The organism is Sphaerothrix gracilis Ecp01, assembly GCF_030405905.1.
Lineage (GTDB): Bacteria > Cyanobacteriota > Cyanobacteriia > Phormidesmidales > Phormidesmidaceae > Sphaerothrix > Sphaerothrix gracilis.
The window spans coordinates 39,069-62,083 of sequence record NZ_JASATW010000009.1; the positions used below are offsets into that span (position 1 = coordinate 39,069).

The window sequence follows — 23,015 nt, forward strand, 5'->3', positions numbered from 1 at the left end:
CCGTTCGCTTGTGCCGGATACGTCTCTCAAAAGGTAAGTCTTTTTGGGGTAAAGTTTTAGTGCCTAAGCAGCTACGGTGGCGCTGGAGCTGATGGTCTATTGGGCCTTGCCTTTGCTAAACAGGAACCACCACAGCTCTAAGCCAATCAGCCCGACACCAGCAGCCGTAACCCCAAGCTTCAGGCCCAAGGGCTGCTCAATCTGGCGAAACTCGCCTGTAGCGGGTTCGGCCATTTTGGCGGGGGCGGGAACCACCGTTCCCAGCAGCAGGCTGAGGCTCAGCAGGCTACCCCAACTATAGTCTCGTCGCTTCATCGTCCTGACCTCCTCTAGCGCCCTCGCTGGGGCTGAAAATTTCTCAAACGTAGGGCATTAGTGACCACCGAAACCGAGCTAAACGCCATCGCGGCTCCGGCAATGATGGGATTGAGCAGCCAGCCAAAGACGGGATAGAGAATGCCGGCTGCAATTGGAATGCCCGCCACGTTATAGATGAAGGCAAAGAAAAGGTTTTGGCGAATATTGGCAATCGTGGCTTGGCTGAGCTGAATTGCGGTGACGATGCCCTGCAGATCGCCCGAAATTAAGGTGATATCGCTGGCGGCGATCGCCACATCGGTGCCTGTCCCAATGGCAATGCCTACATCTGCCTGGGCCAAAGCGGGAGCATCATTGATGCCGTCTCCTACCATCGCCACCTGCTTGCCTTCGGCCTGGAGTTGCTTAATTTGAGCGGCTTTTTGATCCGGTCGCACTTCTGCCAGAACGCGGTGAATCCCTACTTCAGCGGCGATCGCCTCGGCTGTTTGCTGATTGTCGCCGGTCAGCATAACCACTTCTAGCCCTAACTTTTGCAACGCTTTCACCGCCTCAGCTGAGGAGGGCTTCAGGGCATCGGCAATGCCTAAAAGGGCTTCGGCTTTACCGTCTACGGCGATCCAGGCCGTGGTTTTAGCAGCGGCCTCTAGAGCCTGCCGCCGACTTTGCAACCGGCTGGTTTCAATCCCAAGCTGCTGCATCCAGCGATCGGTGCCGATCTGCACAAGCTGGCCGTTGACTGTGGCCTGGACGCCCCGCCCAGTGACTGCTTCAAAGTCTTCGGTCGTGGCTAGCTGCGATTTGCCAATGCCCTGGGATGCGGCGTAGCTGACAACGGCAGCGGCCAGCGGATGTTCCGAATTGCGCTCGACGGCAGCGGCGAGCTGTAAAAGCTTGATTTCGTTGCTGTTGGCTGTACCGCGCACTGTGAGATAGTCGGTGACAGTGGGCTTGCCCTGGGTGAGGGTGCCGGTTTTATCCAACACAATGGTCTGGAGCTTGTGAGCCTGCTCCAGGCTGCTGGCCCCTTTAATCAAAATACCGTTCTCAGCCCCTTTGCCCGTCCCTACCATGATTGAGGTGGGCGTCGCCAATCCCAGAGCGCAGGGACAGGCAATAATCAAGACCCCCACGGTAGTCAGCAGAGCCAGGGTTGGGTTGCCCATGAGATTGAACCAGAGCAGAAACGTCACGAGGGCGATCGCTATCACCGCTGGCACAAACCAGCTCGTCACCTGATCGGCTAGCTTCTGAATGGGCGCTTTTGATCCCTGAGCCTCTTGCACCAGCTTGACGATTTGAGCCAGCAGCGTCTCTTTGCCTACCCGCGCTGCCCTGAACCTAAAGCTGCCAGTTTTGTTGAGGGTGGCTCCGATTACCTCTTCCCCCACCCCCTTTTTGACCGGCATCGGTTCTCCCGTCACCATCGATTCATCCACCGTGGAATTCCCGGCGACGACTTCCCCATCCACCGGGATTTTCTCCCCCGGTCGCACAATCACAATGTCGCCCACGGCGACTTCCTGAATCGGAATATCTATCTCCTCACCCTGGCGCACTATCCGCGCTGTGTTGGCCTGCAGGCCCATGAGCTGACGAATAGCATCTGAGGTTTGACCTCTGGCGCGATCTTCCAAATATCGCCCCAGCAGCAGCAGCGTAATAATCACCACGGCTGCTTCGTAGTAAACTTCCGGGGCCAAGCCCTGAGAAATCAAAACTGCCGGCAGCAGGGTGACAAAAATTGAGTAAAGATAGGCGGTGCCAGTGCCCAAGGCAATCAGGGTGTTCATGTTGGCGCTGCGATGCCAGAAGGCTTTCCACGCGCCGACGAAAAAGGACTGACCACACCAAAACAAAACCGGCGTCGCTAGAATTAGCTGCAGCCAGGGATTGTGCAAAAACATCGGCCAGCCCGGAATGGTCAGGCCCGTCATGGCCGGAATTGATCCCACCACGATGACGCTGCTGACGAGGCCGCTGATGATGACTTTGGTCAGCAGCGATCGCTGCTCAGCGCGGCGTTCGGCCTGGGCTTGGGCATCCTCTTCCCCTAGCCCCAAGTCTTCTACAGGACTTGCTTCGTAGCCGGCTTCAGCCACGGCGGCCTGAATCTGCTCTAGGCTGGTACGCTGCTCATCATACTTAACGCTGGCTTGTTCTGTCGCAAAGTTCACCTGCACGCGCTCCACGCCAGCCACCTGCTGAATTGCGGTTTCAATGTTGCTGGCGCAGGAAGCACAGCTCATACCCCTGAGCTTGAGGGTGGTTGCAGTCATGGTAGAGTCCTCACAAGTTGACGCCAATAGCTGAGGGATCAGGCTACGGTATAGCCCGCCTGCTCAATCGCCTGACGCACAGCCCCTTCGCTGGCTGCGGTTTCAATTTCGACTCGCTTAGTTTGCGGCTCGGCTACAACCTGAGCGCTGCTATCCACGGCCTTAACCGCCTTGGTAATGCTGGTGGCACAAGCGTCGCAGGCCATATTGGGGACGTTGAACTGAATTTTCATGGCGCTGACCTAATTGACTATGACTTCTAGGTTAAAGCCTACAGCTAACTAGAGAGTCTAGGGGGCTAGCCTTAATGACCGCTATTGCGGCTGTGGCAGTGAGTGATCCAGATGCGCGATCAGGCATCCGCTAGCGGTATGGTTTCAATGAGGGGACAGATCTCACCGGGCTGGGGCCGGGGCTGATTGGCCGCCCAGCGATCGCGGTAGTTTTCCAGCTCCGCTTTAAAGCTCAGCATTTGCTGAATCTGTGCCTCTAGCTGCTCAATTTTCTGCTGCAGAATTGACTGCACCAGTTCACAGGGAAGATCTCCCTGATTGTGCACATTGAGCACTTCACTCACATCTTCCAGCGAGAACCCTAGGGCCTGCGCCTTCTTAATAAACTGCACCTGCTGTACGGTTTCTGGTTCGTAGTAGCGGTAGCTGTTTTCGCCGCGCCAGGACTGGATTAAGCCCAGGCTTTCGTAGTAGCGCAGCGCCCCCACGGCCACCCCCGTTTGCTTTGACACTGCTCCAATTTTTAATCCGGTTGCGACAGTCATCAGTTTGCCCTATAGGGTTTCTGCTAGCCTAAACCTTTTAGCTAACTTTAGGGTTAAAGAGAGCGGAAATTTGACCGAATTAGCTCAGAAACGGAATTAGCTCAGAAACGGACGTAGGCGATCGCCCATCTGCGCACTGGCACTATCGCCTGTGACCAGCTCGATCTGCTCTGGGCCGATGGCCCCCAAGCCTAGATCGGCTGCCCGCCGAATCTGGGCTTGGCTCCAGATAGAGCCGCTGCTGACGGTGCGAGTCGTACCCAACAGCCGCAAAATCGCAATTCCCACCGCGTCGATCGCAATTCGATCCGTACTTGCCAGCATCACCCCAGCGTTAACCCGCTGTCCCTGCTCCGGGCCGCCGCTGACAAAAGCCTCCACGCCGTCAATTAGATTCACCGCCGGACGATAGGTGCGGTTCACTTCCGCAATCATCAGGCGCTGGTTAGCTGAGCGGTGTAGTTCTCGCATGTAGTCGTGTCCGTCGCCCGGCACGCGGCGGGCCACCATGCCAATAGTATTCTTCAGCGACAGGGTGAAGTGACCGCCAAAGCGATGGGTCTTCAGGCAGCAGGCATTTACAATGGCGTCTGCTGCCAGTACGGGCTGGGCGATGGCAAAGCCCTGCGACCAGTGACTGCCCTCGCTAGCAAAATACTGCCAGCGATCGCGGCTCAGTTCGTCAAACACCAGCGGCGTGAAGCCATAGCGATCGGCTAGAGCAAACACCTGTCGCTGCTGCAGCGTGCGGCGCGTGTCGGCCATGCCGGAGCGATCGCCCACACTAATCTGACTAGCTCCGGCCCCCTGAATTTCCTGCACTAGGGTTTCGAGGACAGCCGGATCGGTCGAGGCCGGAGCCGGATCGGCGGTGTTGTAGTTGGGCTTGATGAAAACGCGCTTATCCTGAAAGCTCGGCGGCTGCAACAGCTCCAAGGCGCGGCGTACCCCTAGCACCCGGTCGCTGGTACTTACCAGGACGACCCGGTGTGGGTTCAGTCCGGCGGCGGCTAGGGGCGTGGCCTGGGCTAAGGCATTGAGCGGGAGTGCCGGTGTAATGGGCAGGGTCGAGGCAGGTGTTGCCCAAGACCGCAGGGCTGCTGGCAGCAGGGCCGCGCCGCTCATGAGGCCCAATCGTTTCAGCAGGCGACGGCGGGAAGGCTGGGCAGGCAGGAAATCAGGCATAGGAAATGGGGTTAATGTCAGCTCCAGGTTTCGAGTTCTAAGCTTTGGGTTTCAAAGTGTTGGCTGGGTACCAGAACTGGAAGCCTGGGCGCTGGTTGACTATTAAGCAACCAACTCCTTTCTATTGTGGCGATCGCAGATGAGAATTGCCTGAATCCGTGCGATATCTTGAGCAGTAAAGTTGCCCCCTAAAAAAATATCCATGTCTCAACCCCCTCATCCGCTGCGGCTGTACCTAGAAGCAGACCGCGAGCCCACCCGTCATGCCACCTGGCTAGAGCTGTTTTTTGATCTGGTCTTTGTTTTTGCGATCGCTGAGCTAGCCCATCTGCTGCACAGCGACCTTAGCTGGGCCGGAATTGCCAGCTTTGCCGCCCTATTCGTGCCCGTTTGGTGGCTGTGGATTGACTTTAGCTACTACGCCGATCAGTTTGATGTCGATCGCGGGCCTTACCGACTGGTGATGCTGGGCGTCATGTTTGGCATCGTGGTGATGGCGCTGACGGTGCCCAATGCCCTCAGCGGCGGCTCGGCCCAGTTTGCGGCTATCTATGCCACTTTGCGGTTAGTGATTATCTTTCTATACGTGCAGGCTTGGCGGTTTGTGCCGCCCTCACGTGAGTTAACGGCCCGCTACACAGTCAGCTTCTCAATTGCGTTTTTTCTGTGGCTGCTGTCCATTGCTGTCCCGGAACCCATACGTTTCTGGCTGTGGGCGATCGCCCTGCTGATTGAAATTAGCAACGGCCCCATCACCTATCTAACCATCCGCTCGGTACCAACCCAAAAATCCCATATGGATGAGCGTTTTGGTCTATTCGTCATCATCGTTCTCGGAGAGGCCATCATTGCGGTTGCTACCGGCGTCTCGCAGACTGACTGGCAATGGCCCAGCGTCCTGGCTGGGCTAGCCGGTTTTCTCGCTGCGGTGAGTCTGTGGTGGATGTATTTTGAGCGGGCCGATGAATCGACAATCAACTGGGCGCTGCGCAGTGGCAGGCGGGCACTGCTGCGATCGTACATCTACGGCTATAGTCACCTTCTAATCTTTATGGGTATTGTGGCGACCGGAGTCGGCATTCAGTTTGCCATTGAAGCCGCCGCTGGACACAGCTTTCCAATCGTGGCTCGCAGCGTTTTCTGTGGCGGAGTCGCCCTATTTCTGACTGGCGTAACTGCGGTTCAGTGGGCTGCCCCCCACTCTTTACCGAAGCCCGTGATTGCCGCGCGGCTAGGCTTAGCCCTGTTTGCCCTGAGCCTAATTTCCTGGGCGGGGCTGTCTGCCTGGGGGCTGGTTCTCCTCTTGAGCTTGCTGCTCATAGCGCTAAATCGATTTGACGGTATTTCTCTGCCAGCCTAGGCGAAATCTGTTGATGCTCTAGTAGCAAATTTAAGGCATGGGAGGACTGTGCCTCAATCCAGGCGATTTCGTGGTCATATTTTCTACTTTAAGACTTTAATCTAGCTAAGATGCTAGAACGTCTACAAGGCTGTCTGCAAACTGGGCAACCTAGCAGTCAGTACTTGGCAGTTGGACTAATGGATTTAGCCTGCTAGGGGTGCATTGATTATCCATCAGCCTGCTCAAATTGTCAGAAATTAATGACTAAAACTTTAGCTTCTTCACTGCGCTTACCGCGTAGCCTCAGCTCTTTAGAAACTTGGGGATTTGGGTTAACGGGTTTGCTGCTGTGGTTAGGGGTAGCCCCTGCAATGCAGCTAGAACTCGGCTGGCAGGCTTTGGGAATTTGGCTGCCCAGTGCACTTATCGGCATCTTGATCAACTTGCAGGTTCAGCGTTTAGGTGAAGAATGGCCTGACCTATCGGGTGGGACGCCCAGCTATCTCAGCCGCCTGCTGCCTACTCTTCCCTGGCTGGCAACCTACGGCGCACTGGGATACTATCTGAGCTGGGTGGCGGTGCTGCCTGTGAGCGCCATCGTGCTGACGGATTTAGTCCAAGTCAATCTCGCCCCTTTTGGCATTGACTGCCCCGTCCTGCTGCTCAAAGTTGGCTTTACGGCGATCGCTTTTGCCGTTGCTTTTAGCGGTACCCGGGCGCTGGGAATTCTACACCTGTTCTTCGTGGTGCCGGCTGTCTCGCTGCTGCTGCTGTTCTGTGTGCAAGGTTTAGGCTGGTTTGTGATTAGCGGCAACAGCCTCTCACCTATTACCTGGGGCGACTTTCATCTGGGACTTTGGGCCAAGTGGTATACCATTGCTAGCTATGCCGTCTATGCCTGTGAGAGCGGCTCTGCTTTTGTCGCCGATAGCCGCTCTCCTCGAAACACGCTCAGGGTCTTACCTTTAGCGGCAGCCCTCATCCCTTTAGTTTACCTGGCCGGCAGTTGGATTCTGCTGCGGTCGAGTCTGCCCATGACTGGAACTGACGTACCCTATGAGCAACTGGTGGCAGCTAGCCCTTTTTGGGGGCCTAGCGCGCCGCTAATTGTCACCTTTTTGCTGGCCTCTGGCAGCCTTTTGAGCTGCGCCACCGCGGTTTCTAATACGCCTCGCATCTTATATCAGCTCAGCGTGGACGCTCAGCTACCTGCGGCTTTCAGCCAAATTTCCCGACAGGGGATTTTAGGCGTTAGCCTGACGCTGACGCTGCTCCTCAGCCTGGCTTTTCTCCTATGGGGCGATGTTACCCAGATCATTTTTGTGACCGGCTTAGGCTGGCTGGGATCTTTTGCTCTCTTTCACGTTGGGCTGTGGCAGCAGCGACAGCAGGCTTATGTCCGTTGGCCTTGGATCTCTCTGGGCTTTGCTGCTTTAGAGACGCTGGTGATTGTGGGGGGCGGTTGGGCCTGGGGCTGGCAAAACCTGCTGCTGGGTCTGCTGCTGCCAGGGGCCGTTTGGGGTCTATTTCAGGCTGTTGGCCGTTTTCCTCAGCGGCCACAACTGGCTTCATCCCAGCCGTCGCCTATCATTGGTGCGGCTCAAGACTGGGCTATTGTGCAGATAGCAGGGCTGATTGGGCTGCTGAGCGGGGCGATCGCGGCTAGCTGGCTGATTCACGCGCGTGTGGCAACCTTGCCAATGACTAACCAGGTCAACCTGCTGGTGGTTGTGTTGCTAATCGGGGCGGCTGTAGGCGTAGCGATCGCCGGCTGGACAACGCTGCCTCAGATTACGGCTCTGGGCGAAGCGCGGGAGCAGGCTGAACAGTTTTTTAATTTAGCTGCGGATGGCATTTTGGTGTTAGATGCAGCGGGACAGATTCAACAGGCCAACCTAGCTAGCCAGGAACTATTGCAGGCAACTGGAATACCGCTAATCAATCAGTCTTTGCCAGCGCTATTTCCCGATCCGGCTTTTTTAGCTGGAGTGACTGTTCCTGACAGCGGCCCCTTCAAAGTTACTTTGGCTGCCAAAACCCTGGAAATTAAGCTCTCTACGCCAACCGCTCAGGCAGATATTGCCGATCGCTATGTGGCTATCGTGCGGGACATTACCCAGCGCCAAGCAGCAGAAGACGCCCTGCGTCAGCAGACAACTGAGCTACAGCGTCTACTGACAGAGCTGACTCAAACTCAGAGCCAGCTCATCCAAATAGAAAAGATGTCTAGTTTGGGCCAGCTTATTGCAGGTGTAGCCCATGAGATTAACAATCCCCTTGCCTTCATTGCGGGCAACGTAAACTTTGCTAAGGACTACGCTTTAGATTTGCTGAAGCTGATCAAAGCCTATCAAAGCGTCTATGGCGAGCCGCCACCGGCGCTCTTAGCCCAGGTTGAAGCCATAGACTTAGACTTTCTACAGGCGGACTTCCCCAAAGTTCTTGATTCTATGGAGGACGGCACCAAGCGCATTCTCAATATTGTGCAGAGCCTCAAGATTTTTTCTCGCCATGATGAATCACCCACCCGCGTCGTTGATCTCCACGACGGTCTAGAAAGTACGCTGCTGATTTTGAAAAATCGGCTCAAAGCTCAGGGCAGTCGGCCTGAAATTGAAATTCAGCGTATTTTTTCAACTTTACCGCCGCTTGAATGCTATCCTTCAGCGCTTAATCAGGTCTTTATGAATCTGATTGTCAACGCCATTGATGCTTTAGAAACGCTTAAACCCGAAGAGCAGCAAGGCCCTCCCACCATCAGCATTACAACCTGCCCTAAAACGCAGAGCGATCGCCCCGGCATTGAAATTGTCGTTGCCGACAACGGCCCTGGCATTGCTGCGGCGCAGATGGATCGGCTCTGCAATCCCTTTTTTACGACTAAGCCAGTGGGCAAAGGTACCGGACTGGGCCTGTCTATCAGCTATCAAATAGTGGTTGAGCGCCATCAGGGCTCATTTACCGTTGCCAGTGCACCGGGCAGCGGCGCTGAATTCAAAATCTGGCTGCCGCTAACTCTGACCAAACAAGCTGCTAGGTCAGAACTCTCTGAGTTAGTGAGGTAGCCTAAAACGGCTATTGAGCAGCATTAGCCGCGCTGGATTTAGCTGCACTGACCAGGGCAAGGGCAGTTGCTTTAGCCTGCCCCATTTCTCTTTAAAGACCTCGGCCTGAACATGGTAGTCATCAGCGTGGGTGGGCGGGCTGATGAACTTGAGATAGAGGGTCATGCGGTGGGGCGTTTCGCTGGTGGTGACTAGCCAGGTGAGGAAAGTGTTAGGGATTGGTTCTGGTTTAGCGATCGCGGGAGAGGGAGGGGCAATGGCGCTCTGGTTACAATCTGTAAGGTCTAAAAAGCTGAACTGGTGGGCCCGCATCCCAATATGGGTCATCTGGGCAGTAATAGGCTGAGCAACCTGTAGCGTACAGCCCCAGTCGAGAGCGTGAACTGTATGGGCGTCGTTGGGCACAGCGCGGGAGATATTTTTGCAGCCTGTCAGCCGCGCCGCGCTGACGGTTTGAGGGCAATTGAGGGCCGTATATTTGTCAGCGTGAAGGCTAGCCTGACCCTGATCTAAGACCAGCAAAGTGGCGCAGAGGCGATAGGCTTCTTCAATATTGTGAGTCACTAACAAAGTCGCCCCTGAAAACTGGGCTAAACGCCGCCGTAAATCTCGCTCTACTCGGTAGCGCAGGTGAGTGTCCAAAGCAGAAAAAGGCTCATCTAACAGCAACAGCTCTGGCCGACTCGCCAAGGCCCGCGCCAAAGCTACCCGCTGCTGCTGCCCGCCGGAAAGCTGGGCTGGCAAGCGATCGCCCAAAGCCTGCAAATGCACCGCTGCTAATTCCTGTTCAATGACCTGTCGCTGCTGCCGTTGAGAAAGCTTGTTGGGTAAACCAAAGGCAATATTTTCCGCTACTGTCAGATGCGGAAACAAGGCGTAGTTCTGAAACACTATCCCGACCCGGCGATCGCAGCTTGGCAGATTAATCCCCGCCGCCGCGTCAAACAGCACCCGACCATTGAGCACAATCCGCCCCACATCCGGCGTTTCTATCCCCGCAATACAGCGCAGAATCAGGCTCTTACCCGCCCCCGAAGCGCCCAACAGACCGAGCGGCTGACGCTCGGTGGAGAAATTGACTTTGAGGGTGAAGCCGCTGAAGTGCTTGATGAGAAAAACGGAGAGGGTGGGGGAAGGGGGAGGTGGGGGCGATAGGGAAGGTAGGGGAGAGGAGGAAGAGGGAGCGGAGGGTAGAGAAATTGGGACGTGATTAGATGTTTGTCTCAATCTTGGTTTTGAGAAATCAGGGGTTTTAGCCTGCTCGATCACAGTTTTCTGAACACCCCCATTCCCTGCCGCCTGCTTGACTCCCCCACCTCTTACATCTCCCCTATCCTCCCTATCTCCCGTATCTCCCCCATCCTCCCTATCACCCCCACTCCACCTCACTCCACGCCTCCCCCCCTGCCAGCTCCGCCACCCATTGACTCCAACCAGTCCTCCCAGGGCGATCGCTAAAATAATCCCTGTCCACAGTGCCGCTTCTCTAAAATCTCCGGCTTCGACGGCAAAATAGATTGCCATTGGCAGAGTTTGGGTTTGACCGGGAATATTGCCAGCGAGCATCAAGGTCGCGCCGAATTCGCCGAGGGCGCGGGTAAAGGCGAGCGTCGTTCCAGCCAGGATACCGGGAAAAGCCAGGGGCAAAGTCAGTTGCCAGAAGACTCGCAGTTCGGAAGCGCCCAAGGTTCTGGCAGCCTGCTGTAGGTGAACGTCAATTTGCTCTAAAGCGCTGAGGACTGTCCTATACATCAGCGGCAGGGCCACAATCACAGCCGTGAGAACGGCAGCGGCTTCGGTAAAGACGAGGGTAAGGCCAAAGCGGTCGAGCAGTTGACCTAGGGGGCCATTTTTACCCAGCAGCCACAGCAGCAAAAAGCCCAGTACTGTGGGCGGTAGCACCAGAGGCGATAGCAAAAAGGCTTCTAGCAGCGATCGCCAGCGCCCTTGGTAGCGATGCATCAGCTGAGCCGCTGCAATGCCGAGTACGCTAGTAATTAAAGTAGCGATCGCGGCGATGCGCAGAGAAATCCACAGGGGAGAGAGGGTCACGCGCCAAACCCAAACTCGGCAAAGACGGCCTGAGCGGCGTCCTGCTGCAAAAATTCGATTAGCTGGGCGGCAGCGGCAGGGTGGGGACAGCGGCTGACGATAGCAATGGGGTAAACAATGGGGGTATGCAAATTGGCAGGTACAGTGAGCAGGACTTGAACGCGATCGCTGAGCGCCGCATCCGTAGCATAGACTAAACCCAGCTCCGCATTGCCGCTAGCAACAGCGGTGAGTACGCTGCGGACATTGCTGCCAAAAACCAGCTTTTCCTGTAGCGGGGCAAGCAAGTTCAGCGCTGCTAATGCCTGTTGGGCATACTGTCCGGCGGGGACGCTGCGAAACTCACCCACGGCAAGGCGGCTAAAGCGGGCTGCGCTGAGCTGCCTCAGATCGGTAATTGCCAGCGCGGTTGTTTGGGGCGCAATTAGAACTAGACGATTGCTGACAAGGTTCCGGCGAGAGTCAGGCAGAATCAGACCTTTAGCCGCTAAGATTTCCACTGGCTGAGCGGCGGCGGCAAAAAATAGATCTACAGGCGCACCCTGTTCAATTTGCCGTTGCAAAGCGCCAGAAGCGCCAAAATTAAAATTCAAATCAACATTGGGATGGGCTTGCTCAAAGCGGGGCGCGATCGCTTCTAGCGCCTCCTGCAGACTGGCCGCGGCTGAGAGGGTGAGGCTGACTGCAGGAGCAGAAACCGAATCGGCTGTAGGCTGCCGGGAATCACAGCCGACTGCGCCGCCAAAAGCTAGCAGCCCTATTCCCAAGATGATCACAATCAAACGATTGAGCAGCAAGTGAAAACATCTGTTGGGCAAAGCAAAGCGGCCTCACTACGCTGATAGGGCCGATATGCGGCTGATCGAGCCTCCTCCTATCATATCTGAGGTAGCAACCTCAAGACGTTAGACAGGTGCTTGCTGAAAAAACTCACCGTTCAGTATCTCTAAACCGCTTCCTCTAGCCAAGCTGATTCTAGCGCTAGAACCTTGTGCTGCTCTGACGGCATCGACTGACGGAAGGACTGGTAGTAATCTTTGCTAGATTCTTCGTAGAGCGATCGCAGCGTCACAATCGGCTGTGCGTGGTGATCAACCCGCAGATCCAGATGGGGATAGACCTCCGTATCCATGACGTACAGAGCTGCTGACTGTCGCCCTCGCTTATCGCCGCCTGCTGTATCTCCAGCTTCTAGGGCCAGCAGTAGTCTGTCACAGAAGGGAGCCGTTTCGGCTTGCTCGTAAGCCGTCGCCATTGCCAGCAGTACCGCCTCGCCCACCAGCATATTCCCAGCGACGGAAAAGTGAGGAAAAGTGAAGTGTCCGGCCCAGCCTACACACTCCCGCCCTGTCCAGGCCGCCGTCTGTCCGCATCGATCTACTAGGTGAACCTGCCGCTGCTCGTGGTCGGCATCTTCTAGCAAGAGGCGCTGCAAGACTGACTCTGCCCCGTGACGCCCTCGCTCTAAGAACTGCAGACCCCGAATGCCTAAAAGCGGATTGGTTTGGGCCTGGGTGGCGATCGCCCCGACCCCAGCTTTAGCATGGGGCACTAATGCGCCCACGGCCAGATGCTTGGTAGCAACGGCCACGCCAGTCATTCCCGTCACTGCATCCCAAGCCACAATCGAGAAAGTCATAGCGCCGATACTGTCCTTAACTTTTCTTAAAAAATAATAATTAGGTTATTCTATCGGCGGTCTAAGGTTCAGACTGTGGCGTAGATAACCCTCTTCTAACTTGAGCATTTTGCTAAGTCCGGATGGGCTGCCAGTAATGGTTTCAATCATTAACCTTCAAAGCTAGATATTCCAGCTATTAGCGGCAACATATCCTCCTCGGCAAAGAGCGGTTGCTGATCGAGAGCGGCGATCGCTCTTGGTCCTAGTCCCTAACCCTGAGCGAGTTCTGTTTTTGGTTGAGACGAAGTGAGTCCGCCGGAATGTGTCAACCAGGGTGAGACAGTTCAGGCTAAGAAATAGCGTAGCCGAGACCGGTTTGCATCTTTCTGCAACCCCACCTACCGCTCAGCGCCACCTCACCTGCCCCAATCGCCAAAACACCCCACCGAAAATGCCATTTGCTTTGACAGATTTAGTAAATGATTCGATCGCTCAAGTTCCCTATCTTAATGACATGAAATGCGGCTGAGAAAGAGCGCAAATAGCAGATTCCTTCTCTTCAAAAGCCCCCTAGATCATCAACATTCTGGAGCTTGAACTCATGGTTTACGGACAAAAAGATCCCGTTGTTGCTAACACTGCTGCTGGAAACAACAATATTGATGCTTTACTCACCCAAAATCGCTGGGCTTCGCCCAACCTCAGCTTCAGCTTCACCGATAACTTTTGGAACGACTATGAAGATGAACTCGGTTATGCAAATAGCTTTACTCATGGCAGCACGTTCACTCCCTTAAATAGTGTTCAACAGTCAGCCGTATATGACTGGATGAACATGTATCAGAATGTTTCCAATCTCAGCTTTACCGATTTAACATACGCAAATGACTACGATGCAACTATTCGATTAGGAAACTCAGAACATCCTGGAATAGATGGAGCGTATGCATATGCTTATATTCCTCATAATGGTTTTGCAGCAGGTGATGTTTGGTTCGATTCTACGACTGAAAGCAATCCAGTATCTGGCAATCGTGCTTATCGGACGGTAGGTCATGAAATTGGTCATGCTTTGGGACTCAATCACGGTCATGAACCCGGCATCACTGGTGTTCCAATGAATTTTGATCGAGACTCTATGGAATTCTCGATCATGACTTATAAATCCTACGTTGGAGATACCAATCCTGGTTATCACAATGAGGAGTTTGGCCATGCTCAGTCCCTCATGATGTATGACATCGCCGCTATTCAGCACATGTACGGGGCCAACTTTGCTCATAACGCTACAGACACCGTCTATCAGTTTTCAACCAACACTGGCGAGATGTTCATCAATGGTGTAGGTCAAGGCCAATCTGGAGATAATCGCATCTTCCGCACCATTTGGGATGGCAGTGGTAATGACACCTACGACTTTTCTAACTACACCACCAACCTCAACGTTAATCTCACGCCCGGTAGCTGGAGCGACCTTGATGCTAACGGCGTGGCTCAGCTGGCATACCTGGGCGATGGCAATTATGCGCGAGGCCATATCTTCAATGCCCTTCAGTTTCAAGGTGACACGCGATCGCTTATCGAAAACGCGGTAGGCGGCAGCGGTAATGACACCCTCATAGGAAACAGTACTGAGAATGTCCTAGTCGGCAATGACGGCGATGATGCCCTCTATGGACTTGAAGGCAGCGACACGCTCTATGGCAACGGTGGCAATGACAGCTTAGATGGTGGCTTCGGCAACGACTTTTTGCTGGGCGGCACAGGCAATGATACTTATCATGTCGATAGCATGGGCGATCGCGTTATCGAAGCCTTAGGTGAGGGTCTTGATCAGGTCTTAGCGTCCACTAGCCACATCCTCAGCGCCAACGTTGAAGACCTGATTTTGCAAGGAACTGCCCTTAGCGGTCAAGGTAACAGCCTCAATAATGTTATCAGCGGCAATGATGCCAGCAACTATATAGATGCAGGTGACGGCGACGACTTTGTTTTTGGCAATGGCGGCAACGACACCCTCAGCGGCGGCAGCGGTAACGACCTCATGTTTGGCGGCGAGGGCAGCGATATTTACTATGTTGATAGCGTTGGCGATCGCATCACTGAAGCCATTGATCAGGGCCTTGACCAGGTTTACGCCTCCGTCAATCACACCTTAGACGCCAATGTTGAAAATTTAACTTTGCAAGGTAATGCCGTAGATGGCTTTGGTAACGGCCTCAACAACACCATCAACGGTACCAGTCTCAACAACTATCTATTCGGTGGCGGTGGAGACGACTTCTTGTATGGGGATGGCGGTGATGATTATATCAATGGCGGACTGGGTGACGACTTCATGTTAGGCGGAGTAGGCAATGATGATTATGTCGTTGATAGTGCAGGTGACTTCGTTGTTGAGAACAGTGGTCAAGGCCTCGACCAAGTGTATTCCTATATTGATTACGTCCTAGGGGCTAATGTCGAAAATTTAACGTTAGAAGAAACAAGTACTGCTGTGACGGGTCAAGGCAATAGCTTAGATAACGTCGTCAATGGCAATGATTTCGACAACACCCTTTATGGTCATGAAGGCAACGATTCTCTCTATGGTTACGAAGGTAATGATGGACTTTCGGGAGGGACTGGCGACGATTACCTTTTAGGCGGTGCTGGCAGTGACTACCTTCTAGCTGGCGACGGTAATGACACCCTGCTAGGTGGTGTAGGCAATGACTCGCTAGAGGGTGGTTTAGGCGCAGACAAGTTCTTTTTCGGTAGCCTCGGTGAAGGAATTGACAACATTGTTGACTTCACCCAAGACCAGAGCGACAAGCTGCTGATTAGCGCCAGCGGTTTTGGTAGTGACCTGATGGCGGGTCTGCTTGATAGCAGCCAGTTTGTCCTTGGCTCATCTGCTACAGGGGCCAATGAGCGATTTATTTATGACCAGGGTACAGGCGCCCTCTCTTTTGACGCCGATGGTTCGGGCAGTCAAGCCGCCGTTCAGTTTGCCAGCTTCTCGCCTTCCACAGCGCTCTCCCACAACGATTTCTTGATGGTGTAGTCACGCAGAGGCTTGAGCCATCTTTTGACAAACCATATGCAAACTCTATCTTTCAAGCGTAGATAAACCTCACTCAAGCCCCTATTCTGCAAAAAATACAGCGTCCTGTAGCTGCTAGAGATACTGGCAGCTTTTTCCTCTAATTCACTCTCTTACCGCTGTTGCTCATATCCCTATGAAGCATCTACTACATTACTTAGCCTTTTCCAGCTTCAGCTACTGTTTCCTAGGACATCCATCACTGTCGGTTCAAGCCCAACCCCTTCCGATTGACGTCCTCTCCCAGTTCCGGCTCAGCTCAGATAGCGCCTTTTGTTAGCTATACCAATTTGCTCGGTTTGGGCGATCGCCTCGACTTCAGCTATAGCCCCACCCGTGGCCTCAACAACTACGACTTTAGCTACACCGTTTCAGTCACGCCGCAGGATAGCACCCTCACCTTTCGGACCACTACCCGCCAATCGCGCAAAGAATAGTAAGCCAGCTTGCCGTCGTTGCGATATTTGAGAATCTGCAAGTCCCACAGTTTGCGTAGGTGGTGGGAGGCGATCGCGACTTTGACGTTTAGCAGGGTAACGATATCGCAAACGCAAAGTTCCTGGTCATTGCTGAGGGCATAGAGAATTTTTAGCCGTGAGCGATCCTCGCTGCCTTAAGAGTGAAGGACTCAGGTCATTTTCCGCACTTTACTGGCTTCAGAAACGCTATATGCAGGATAATAGAGAAAGTTCAACTGGTTGTGTAGTCTTGCATGCAGTTCGAGTGGGATGAGACAAAAATTCTCGAAAATATTCTTAAGCATGAAATTGATTTTGCCAATGTTCTCGAAGTGTTTGCAGATTCAATGGTAGTTGAGCTAGATGATCAGTATTAAAATTGCGTAAATATCAAGAACACGGTCAATCCCAAATATGAACTACAGAGACTACATCACAATCGAACCCAATAAACGCGGTGGTAAGCCTTGTGTGCGTGGTTTGCGAATTACGGTTTATGAAGTGCTTGAGTACCTCGCTTCCGAGATGACCGAAGCCGAAATCCTCGACGATTTTCCCGATCTAACACGAGAAGACTTAAAAGCCTGTATTGCTTATGCGGCTGATCGGGAGCGTCGGTTTATAACGGCTCCGCTATCTGCATGAAATTGCTGTTTGATGAAAACTTATCGCCCAAATTACCGAACCGGATGAGCGCTCTTTTTCCAAACTCACTTCATGTTCGAGATGTGGGCATGAAAGCAACAATTGACCCCATTGTTTGGGATTACGCAAAGGACAATGATTTGATGATTGTCTCGAAAGATGCTGCTATGCACGATCTAAGTTTAGTGTTTGGAAATCCACCAAAAGTTATTTGGCTTTGACTTGGCAACTGTTCAACAGTACAAGTTGAAAATTTGCTGCGTCGGGAGTTTAGCACAATCAAATTATTTTATGAAGATGCCAATTTATCGCTGCTGGCTTTATCGTAGTTCACCAATGGCTTTTGGCTATCTTTCCTAGTCTTTGAATAAACAAGGAAGCGTCATGGCGATCGCTGCACAATAAAGCCCCGTACACCGACTGTCGAAAACTGGTTAGCTGTGATGCAGAGGTTGTCAGCTGCGGGTGATGGGTAGATGGGCAACGCTACAGCCGACATTCCGCAGGTTGACAGTATATTTCTGATGTGCATATCAGCCATCAACTCTTGAAAACCTTATTGAGCAAGCATTCTAGGTTCAGGTCATATTTTTTATTGAACCACGGCCTTAATATTTCGCAATTTAGACCAGCCTCGGATTTTGAAGCATGACCAACGGGATTTCAATGACTCCAGCGACCTTAAATCTAATGCACTCCTGAAAATAAAAAGCAACCTGCGGAACGTAGGCTACAGACCTTCCCAACCCCTAAAATCGCTGATCCACAACTCGCTTCAGCGAGTAACTGAGAATCTCGGATACCCGCCGATCGCGCAAAGAACAGTAAGCCAGCTTGCCGTCGTTACGATATTTGAGAATCTTCAAGTTGCATGGGCTTATTATGGCGTATGGCCTGCGTGCTCAACGTCGATCGCGCTCTAAGCAAACGACAAGGTAGCTTTGGTGAGAGCAGGTACAATGCGATCGCAGGCTAGCTTGCCGCCGAACAAATTCCGCGCGACGGGACCTACGTGCAGAGCGGCCCAAGGTCCCATCAAAAATAGTTCACACCCTGGCCAGCGTAGGTGTTCATCCAGCACGGGCAAGCCGTTGACGGTTTCGATGGGGAATTGCGCTAACACGTCCGTCAGTAGGGGATGGGATCGCATATCCAGGGTCGTTCCCGTAGCGAGCCAGATGCGATGGATGGGTTGATGAGCAATGCAGTCATGGACTGAGTGATTGTCGCAGCACACGTTCCAGGCGTCCCCTTGCCACTGGGCATCTGCCACCTGACAGTGCTCATAAAAAGTGATGTGCCCCTGGTGCTGGAGTTGTCGCAGGCGCATCATCATCGCAGGTGTGAGCGAGCCACCATTGCGGGCTTGCTGTACCATCTGCCAGCGGGCTTGCATATCTGCTTCCTCGTGGAATCCTTTCAGATACTTGGGTCCCAGCCACCCCGGTTCAGCATCGAATAGCTTTTCTTGGAAGGTGCGCCGCGCCATCATCACTACTTTCGCGCCGCGCTTCATAGCCCCCACAGCCAGGTGGCCGCTGGTCAAGCCACTGCCCACAATGAGCACGGTTTCACCCGCGAGTGAACTGAGTTCAGGCAATCGGATTTGATGGGCATGGCCCAACCGTTCTGGTGGATAGGTGGCACTGATTTGCTCAACCCAATCGGGGAGATAGGGCTGCCCGCCTCCGGTGGCTAGCACGACCCGCCGAGCCAGCACGGTGTCCCCAGTGGATAAAGTCAACCGAAATCGGGAAGGTCTTTGCTGCAAAGGTCCTAGTCGCGTGACCGCTGCTGGCACCACCTGATTTTGCAACTGCCAGCGCTGCACCACCGTGTCGCAAAACGCTTGAAATAGGCGCGTGCCAGGACGGTCGTAGGGCGGATGCAGTTCGTGGTAGCGCCCTTCAGCAAAGGTTCGCAGAGCGTGGGCATTGGGGTCGGGATGATGGACGGCGGGCGATCGCAACTCGGCAATTTCTTGGGCGGCAAACTGCTGCTGCCACTGGGTCATCCAGGTGCCGCTAGGGTCAAAGACCTGGATGCGATCGCGCAGCTTCGCCTTCTTTTGCAATACGTGAGTGACCAGGGTGAGGGCCTGCGGGCCGGCCCCAATAACGGCAATATCGGTCTGCAACTGAGCCATAACGTCTACTTGGGTTGATCGAATCCGATGCAGGTAATATGATAATGATTATCGTTACCAGTTTGCAAGCCTATGATCACCGTTGTTGCGGGTCCCTGCGGTGCAGGCAAAACAACCTGGATTCTGCAGGAACTCGCTCAGATGCCACCCTCGGCGGTTTACGTTACGCCGGGAGTCGGCGCGGTGCCCATTGATGCTACCCATGTGAGGGCCCGCTTTCCCCAAGTTGAAATCTTCCATAGTGAGCCTGAAACAGCGCTTTTACAACGTTTAGCGGCTGGCGTACCCGTCTATTTTGAGTTGGGCTTTCAGCTAGAGACGGACATGCCGCTATTGGAAGCTTGGCCCCACCGCCGGATTGCGCTGATGGCTGAAGAAAATCGCGATGCGGGCAATTCGCATTGGTAGGCGTTCCCAGCGCATCATTCGACAAAATATTGCGATCGCTCTACACTCCCATCGTTTTCCTGCTCGCCTGTTTAGAGGGCGATCGCGCTACTCTTCTTGATAAATGCGAATCCTGCCTTTCTGGATTGTCCAAAGTTTACCCGTAATTTCCTCGCGTTCCAGGCCTCCGATTAACGTTTTCAAGGTGTCCAGTAAATCCTGGGGCTCTGGACGCGGGGGCAACCGGAGAATGGCAATGCCGCAGTAATCGGAAGGCTTGAACCGCAGAGGATTACTAAAATCGAGGTCGAGCGATACCAGACAACGCTGCTCTTGCCGACAAACTTCGATCAAGTTGTCGTCAGGGGTAGACGCTAACCCTTGTTCGACGACGGTTGCTACGTCGTGTCCGGCCTGTTTGAGCAGAGTCACTCCTCGTTGGCCAATGTTTTCATCCAGCTTGAGCCTCACGCGCTGGCCTCTAGCGGAATGTCAAGGTAGCGCTCGCGGCTCATTTCTGCACCATAGGCTAGACAGGCGTAAATATCGGCTTCTTCGAGTTCGGGATAGTCGGCTAAGATTTCGGCGATGCTACTGCCGCTAGCGAGAAAGTCTAAAATCAGCGATACCCAAATCCGATGTCCCCGGATGCAGGGCTTGCCAAAGCAAATGTTGGTGTTAATCGAAATGCGAGATAGGAGTTCTTCGCGGGTCATGATGGGTCTTGTTGATCGCTCACGTCTATTGTGGCACTCGCAGGCTTAATGCCGAGAGGATAGGGAAACTGTTCACAATGCTTTCTTTGATCGCAACTTTTATAAACGTCAGCGACGAGGTGAAGAACCCCAATGAAGATTCAATATTTTCCTGATACGGATACCTTAGCGATCGAACTCACGACAAAACTGGTTGTGGCGACAGATGCGATTACGGACGATTTGATTTTGGACTGTGACGGTGATGGCAAGGTGGCTGCCATTACGTTGGACAACTATTCTAAAAATGTAGAAACGGTTGATTTGCAAGCGCTGGGGGTTCCGCTGTTGGCGGCGTAAAGTTTATGCGGATTACTCTAACGAGCCAATCGCTCCTAGCTCTTGCGTAGCAGAAGAAAAATCGCCCGCTCCCCATCGCTCTCTACTCCCACCGTTTCGCACTAGTCCTGAATAGCAATCGCACAGGCGGCAACAGTCTTTATCGCGGCTCAAAAAGCCAAGAGCAGGCGGTTTGGCAGCGGCGGTTTTGGGAGCATCAGGTTCAGGATAAAGCTGATTTTCAGCACTATTTTGACACCACCCACACCAATCCGGTCGGTCATCAGTTGGCTAAGTCACCGCAGGATGGCTGTATTCGAGGTTTCGGCGTTATGTTTCGCAGGGGTGGTATGCGGAGGATTGGGGGACGAATGTGGGGATTGAGTTGGCAAAGGGGTATGAATGATATGTGTTGGGTTTCCTTGGCGTCAATTTAATCTACAGCGAAGAGCGATCGCACTCACTTTCAGAAGAGATAGAATTACTCAATCTAGCTTGCTTTAATTGCCTTTTTGTAAAAGGCGTTTTCTCAAGCTCAACATCACTCAATTTAGCTTCGCTCAAATTGGCAAGTGTAAATGAGGCTTGTCTAATATTCGCACCATTAAGATTAGCCTTCCGCAAATTGCAGCGAAAAAAATCTACGCCAAACAAATCTGCATGACTTAGATTCGTCCCTCTCAAATTAGCATTATGAAAAATGGCTCGCGTCAGTCTGGCATTTTGAAAATCGCTACTCTCTAAATTTGCCCCACTAAAGTCAACACCAGAAAGATCCAAGCTATTGAAGCTTGCCCATCTAAGATTTGCATTTATGAAATTTACTTCTACGCCGATTCTAGGGCCAGCTATCAATATTTCATCTCTTATAAAATCAGCATTTTCGAAGCTGGTAAATGATATCTTGACATCGCTGAAGTCGGCTCCGCCTAGTTTGGCCCCAGAAAAATCCACAAATCCAATATCTGCACCGCTAAAATCTGCACCAACCAGATCAGCACAAGTAAAATCACAATTGTATATCGTTGCTCCTACAAAGCTAGCATCCCTCAAATTGGCATCTTTAAGAGATACTTTCCATAGCTCCACTCCACTTAAATCAGCACCGTTGAGATCGATTCTGAGCTTATTAATAAGCTCAGAATCGATGAGAAAAAGAAAAATATTTTTCTTCAGTTCTGGGTCATCCTTGAATTTCCTTAGGACAGATAAAGTCCTGGCTCTAATAACATCTATGGCAGCATAAAACAGTTCTTGCTGCTCTGGAGCTGCCTCATCTTCATTTGAGTTGGAATATATCTTTGCAGCAAGAGCAAGTAAATTTTCGCCTATCAAGAGCGACGACACACTATCGAAATAGCCCTGCAAAGCATCTTCCTTCATTCCTTCTGCTGCTCTCTTTTGCTGCTGTTGCTGAAGGCCGTAGCCAATAATTAATAAGGCTGCAGGCACTACAATTAGACTTAGCCAGTCCCAAAAACTTTTCTCCTCTATTGGAATTTCTACGGATATATCAGTGATTTCCCCGCTGGGATCTCTTTCAAGTAGTACAGTCGGTTTTGATACATCTTCTCCAAATCCCGTCCAATTCATTTGATATAGCCACTCAATAGTAAAGTAGCTGACGGTTAAGGTGCTCGTTGAAATGGCTATAATCGAGGCCTTTACAAGCAGTTTTTTTGCCTTCTTTTTTATTTTTTCAAATTTATGTATAGATAGTGATACAGGCATCGTCTAATAGGTTTGAATTTTGGGAGTAGACTTAAGAATCTGAGCGGTCGTTCATCACCATAAGCTAGGTTGAATTCAGGAAACCCAGCGTTCCTAATCAAGCAGGAATATTGGTGAGGAATTGGCAACCCAAGGCAGAGAAGACACTTTCGGGTAAGCTCAGTTGAATTTGCATCATGGCTAGCACCGAAAACATGAGCCGTCGTCAATCACAATGGTAATCGGGTTGTGCGGATATCTCCTGCCGCAATCGCCCCTTCATCAACAAATCAACCAATACAGCTGTACGGAGCGATTATGTATTGGAGAGACGATATCCCGATTGGGTATAGCTTCACCTTCGAGGGCATTTCTCCCACAGGCTCAGCTATGCGGCTTTCGCCAGCTTAGCCCGCAGACCAATCACCGTCAGCCCCACCACCTCTTGGGTTGCTTCGTCGTAGCGTAATACCACCCCATCCCCAATATCCACCCCAACCGCAGGGCGCGGTTCTCCTACCGATAGATATAAGACATCGGCTTCATCGTCATAGTCCCAGTTCGCGTGATCAGATGTCTGCAAAATCTTTAGCGTGTCCATAAAACCTCTCTTTGTTGAGATGGGCGGCGGGTGAGATACGCCGTCAAAATAAAACCATCCGTTGCACTAGTCTCGCGGTAGGCAACCACCACGTATTTGCGCCCCAAGGTCGTTTTGTCGTAAAGACGAACAGCCAGCAATTCACCAGAATCGCCCGCTTGAATTAAATCAGGCATAGCAAGTGTTTCAATCACCATATCCCAACAGCCATCCATCTCAGGATGTCTCCGAATGATATGGCTCCACCGCTCGTCTGATAGGCGAATGGGAATCCCATTACGCGAAGTTGTTAGCTCCATTGCCTCATTT

At 52.7% G+C, this 23,015-nt stretch carries 22 protein-coding genes and 3 pseudogenes; 9 read left to right on the top strand and 16 right to left on the bottom strand.

Annotated features, from left to right (window positions below):
• Window positions 1-96: 96 nt before the first annotated feature.
• From QJQ48_RS11515 to QJQ48_RS11535, 5 genes are all read right to left on the bottom strand, one after another.
• Window positions 97-315: a hypothetical protein gene (locus tag QJQ48_RS11515; RefSeq protein ID WP_346291381.1), complete on the bottom strand. Its 219-nt coding sequence runs from the start codon at window positions 313-315 to the stop codon at window positions 97-99.
• Window positions 316-329: 14 nt separating this feature from the next.
• Window positions 330-2,597, bottom strand: coding sequence for a heavy metal translocating P-type ATPase (locus QJQ48_RS11520; RefSeq protein ID WP_346291382.1), 2,268 nt, complete (start codon window positions 2,595-2,597; stop codon window positions 330-332).
• 38 nt (window positions 2,598-2,635) lie between these two features.
• The gene (locus tag QJQ48_RS11525) at window positions 2,636-2,830 is read right to left on the bottom strand and encodes a heavy-metal-associated domain-containing protein (RefSeq protein ID WP_346291383.1); all 195 of its coding nucleotides are present in this window, start codon (window positions 2,828-2,830) and stop codon (window positions 2,636-2,638) included.
• A 119-nt stretch (window positions 2,831-2,949) separates the two neighbouring features.
• Window positions 2,950-3,375: a heavy metal-responsive transcriptional regulator gene (locus tag QJQ48_RS11530; protein ID WP_346291384.1), complete on the bottom strand. Its 426-nt coding sequence runs from the start codon at window positions 3,373-3,375 to the stop codon at window positions 2,950-2,952.
• 96 nt (window positions 3,376-3,471) lie between these two features.
• Complete coding sequence (locus QJQ48_RS11535) at window positions 3,472-4,560, bottom strand: DUF362 domain-containing protein (RefSeq protein ID WP_346291385.1); 1,089 nt, start codon at window positions 4,558-4,560, stop codon at window positions 3,472-3,474.
• Window positions 4,561-4,762: 202 nt separating this feature from the next.
• On the opposite strand from QJQ48_RS11535, the gene QJQ48_RS11540 reads away from it, so the two are divergent.
• Window positions 4,763-5,920, top strand: a complete 1,158-nt coding sequence (locus tag QJQ48_RS11540; protein ID WP_346291386.1) for a low temperature requirement protein A — start codon at window positions 4,763-4,765, stop codon at window positions 5,918-5,920.
• Window positions 5,921-6,162: 242 nt separating this feature from the next.
• Entirely contained in the window at window positions 6,163-8,967 is a 2,805-nt protein-coding gene (locus QJQ48_RS11545; RefSeq protein ID WP_346291387.1) for an ATP-binding protein, read from the top strand.
• Here the strand turns inward: QJQ48_RS11545 and modB are convergent.
• The 3 genes from modB to QJQ48_RS11560 all read right to left on the bottom strand — a co-directional run bounded on the left by modB (window position 8,956) and on the right by QJQ48_RS11560 (window position 12,658).
• Complete coding sequence (gene modB / locus QJQ48_RS11550) at window positions 8,956-11,019, bottom strand: molybdate ABC transporter permease subunit (RefSeq protein WP_346291388.1); 2,064 nt, start codon at window positions 11,017-11,019, stop codon at window positions 8,956-8,958. The genes QJQ48_RS11545 and modB overlap by 12 nt on opposite strands.
• Entirely contained in the window at window positions 11,016-11,837 is an 822-nt protein-coding gene (gene modA, locus QJQ48_RS11555) for a molybdate ABC transporter substrate-binding protein (RefSeq protein WP_346291389.1), read from the bottom strand. The genes modB and modA overlap by 4 nt, the downstream gene beginning before the upstream one ends.
• 128 nt (window positions 11,838-11,965) lie before the next feature.
• Window positions 11,966-12,658, bottom strand: coding sequence for a DUF1028 domain-containing protein (locus QJQ48_RS11560; RefSeq protein WP_346291390.1), 693 nt, complete (start codon window positions 12,656-12,658; stop codon window positions 11,966-11,968).
• Between the two features lie 583 nt (window positions 12,659-13,241).
• Between QJQ48_RS11560 and QJQ48_RS11565 the strand changes: the two genes are divergently transcribed.
• Window positions 13,242-15,686: a M10 family metallopeptidase gene (locus QJQ48_RS11565; protein ID WP_346291391.1), complete on the top strand. Its 2,445-nt coding sequence runs from the start codon at window positions 13,242-13,244 to the stop codon at window positions 15,684-15,686.
• A 269-nt stretch (window positions 15,687-15,955) separates the two neighbouring features.
• Window positions 15,956-16,162: a hypothetical protein gene (locus tag QJQ48_RS11570; protein WP_346291550.1), complete on the top strand. Its 207-nt coding sequence runs from the start codon at window positions 15,956-15,958 to the stop codon at window positions 16,160-16,162.
• On the opposite strand, the pseudogene QJQ48_RS11575 reads toward QJQ48_RS11570, so the two are convergent.
• A pseudogene (locus QJQ48_RS11575) lies at window positions 16,087-16,329 on the bottom strand (ArsR/SmtB family transcription factor); the annotation flags it as partial. The gene QJQ48_RS11570 and the pseudogene QJQ48_RS11575 sit on opposite strands and share 76 nt — an antisense overlap.
• Window positions 16,330-16,437: 108 nt before the next feature.
• Here QJQ48_RS11575 and QJQ48_RS11580 point away from each other — a divergent pair.
• The 3 genes and pseudogenes from QJQ48_RS11580 (at window position 16,438) to QJQ48_RS11590 (ending at window position 17,157) form a co-directional block, all read left to right on the top strand.
• Complete coding sequence (locus QJQ48_RS11580) at window positions 16,438-16,560, top strand: BrnT family toxin (protein WP_428843045.1); 123 nt, start codon at window positions 16,438-16,440, stop codon at window positions 16,558-16,560.
• A gap of 37 nt (window positions 16,561-16,597) precedes the next feature.
• Complete coding sequence (locus QJQ48_RS11585; RefSeq protein ID WP_346291392.1) at window positions 16,598-16,828, top strand: DUF433 domain-containing protein; 231 nt, start codon at window positions 16,598-16,600, stop codon at window positions 16,826-16,828.
• A pseudogene (locus QJQ48_RS11590) lies at window positions 16,825-17,157 on the top strand (DUF5615 family PIN-like protein). The gene QJQ48_RS11585 and the pseudogene QJQ48_RS11590 overlap by 4 nt, the downstream one beginning before the upstream one ends.
• Window positions 17,158-17,577: 420 nt before the next feature.
• On the opposite strand, the pseudogene QJQ48_RS11595 reads toward QJQ48_RS11590, so the two are convergent.
• A pseudogene (locus tag QJQ48_RS11595) lies at window positions 17,578-17,697 on the bottom strand (ArsR/SmtB family transcription factor); the annotation flags it as partial.
• Between the two features lie 50 nt (window positions 17,698-17,747).
• On the bottom strand, window positions 17,748-18,974 hold the full coding sequence (locus QJQ48_RS11600) for an FAD/NAD(P)-binding protein (RefSeq protein ID WP_346291393.1): 1,227 nt from the start codon (window positions 18,972-18,974) through the stop codon (window positions 17,748-17,750).
• Window positions 18,975-19,046: 72 nt separating this feature from the next.
• On the opposite strand from QJQ48_RS11600, the gene QJQ48_RS11605 reads away from it, so the two are divergent.
• A complete protein-coding gene (locus QJQ48_RS11605) occupies window positions 19,047-19,382 on the top strand; it encodes a hypothetical protein (RefSeq protein WP_346291394.1) in 336 nt (111 codons plus the stop codon).
• An 87-nt stretch (window positions 19,383-19,469) separates the two neighbouring features.
• On the opposite strand, the gene QJQ48_RS11610 is transcribed toward QJQ48_RS11605, so the two are convergent.
• Window positions 19,470-19,832 carry a DUF5615 family PIN-like protein gene (locus tag QJQ48_RS11610; protein ID WP_346291395.1) on the bottom strand — a complete coding sequence of 121 codons (363 nt, stop codon included), beginning with the start codon at window positions 19,830-19,832 and terminating at the stop codon, window positions 19,470-19,472.
• Window positions 19,829-20,077 carry a DUF433 domain-containing protein gene (locus tag QJQ48_RS11615; protein ID WP_346291396.1) on the bottom strand — a complete coding sequence of 83 codons (249 nt, stop codon included), beginning with the start codon at window positions 20,075-20,077 and terminating at the stop codon, window positions 19,829-19,831. The genes QJQ48_RS11610 and QJQ48_RS11615 overlap by 4 nt, the downstream gene beginning before the upstream one ends.
• Before the next feature lie 132 nt (window positions 20,078-20,209).
• On the opposite strand from QJQ48_RS11615, the gene QJQ48_RS11620 reads away from it, so the two are divergent.
• Window positions 20,210-20,416: a DUF2283 domain-containing protein gene (locus tag QJQ48_RS11620; protein WP_346291397.1), complete on the top strand. Its 207-nt coding sequence runs from the start codon at window positions 20,210-20,212 to the stop codon at window positions 20,414-20,416.
• Window positions 20,417-20,833: 417 nt separating this feature from the next.
• Here the strand turns inward: QJQ48_RS11620 and QJQ48_RS11625 are convergent, their stop codons facing one another.
• The 3 genes from QJQ48_RS11625 to QJQ48_RS11635 all read right to left on the bottom strand — a co-directional run bounded on the left by QJQ48_RS11625 (window position 20,834) and on the right by QJQ48_RS11635 (window position 23,005).
• Window positions 20,834-22,126, bottom strand: coding sequence for a pentapeptide repeat-containing protein (locus QJQ48_RS11625; protein ID WP_346291398.1), 1,293 nt, complete (start codon window positions 22,124-22,126; stop codon window positions 20,834-20,836).
• Window positions 22,127-22,493: 367 nt separating this feature from the next.
• Complete coding sequence (locus QJQ48_RS11630; RefSeq protein WP_346291399.1) at window positions 22,494-22,706, bottom strand: DUF2283 domain-containing protein; 213 nt, start codon at window positions 22,704-22,706, stop codon at window positions 22,494-22,496.
• Window positions 22,694-23,005: a hypothetical protein gene (locus QJQ48_RS11635; protein WP_346291400.1), complete on the bottom strand. Its 312-nt coding sequence runs from the start codon at window positions 23,003-23,005 to the stop codon at window positions 22,694-22,696. The genes QJQ48_RS11630 and QJQ48_RS11635 overlap by 13 nt, the downstream gene beginning before the upstream one ends.
• Between the last annotated feature and the right edge of the window lie 10 nt (window positions 23,006-23,015).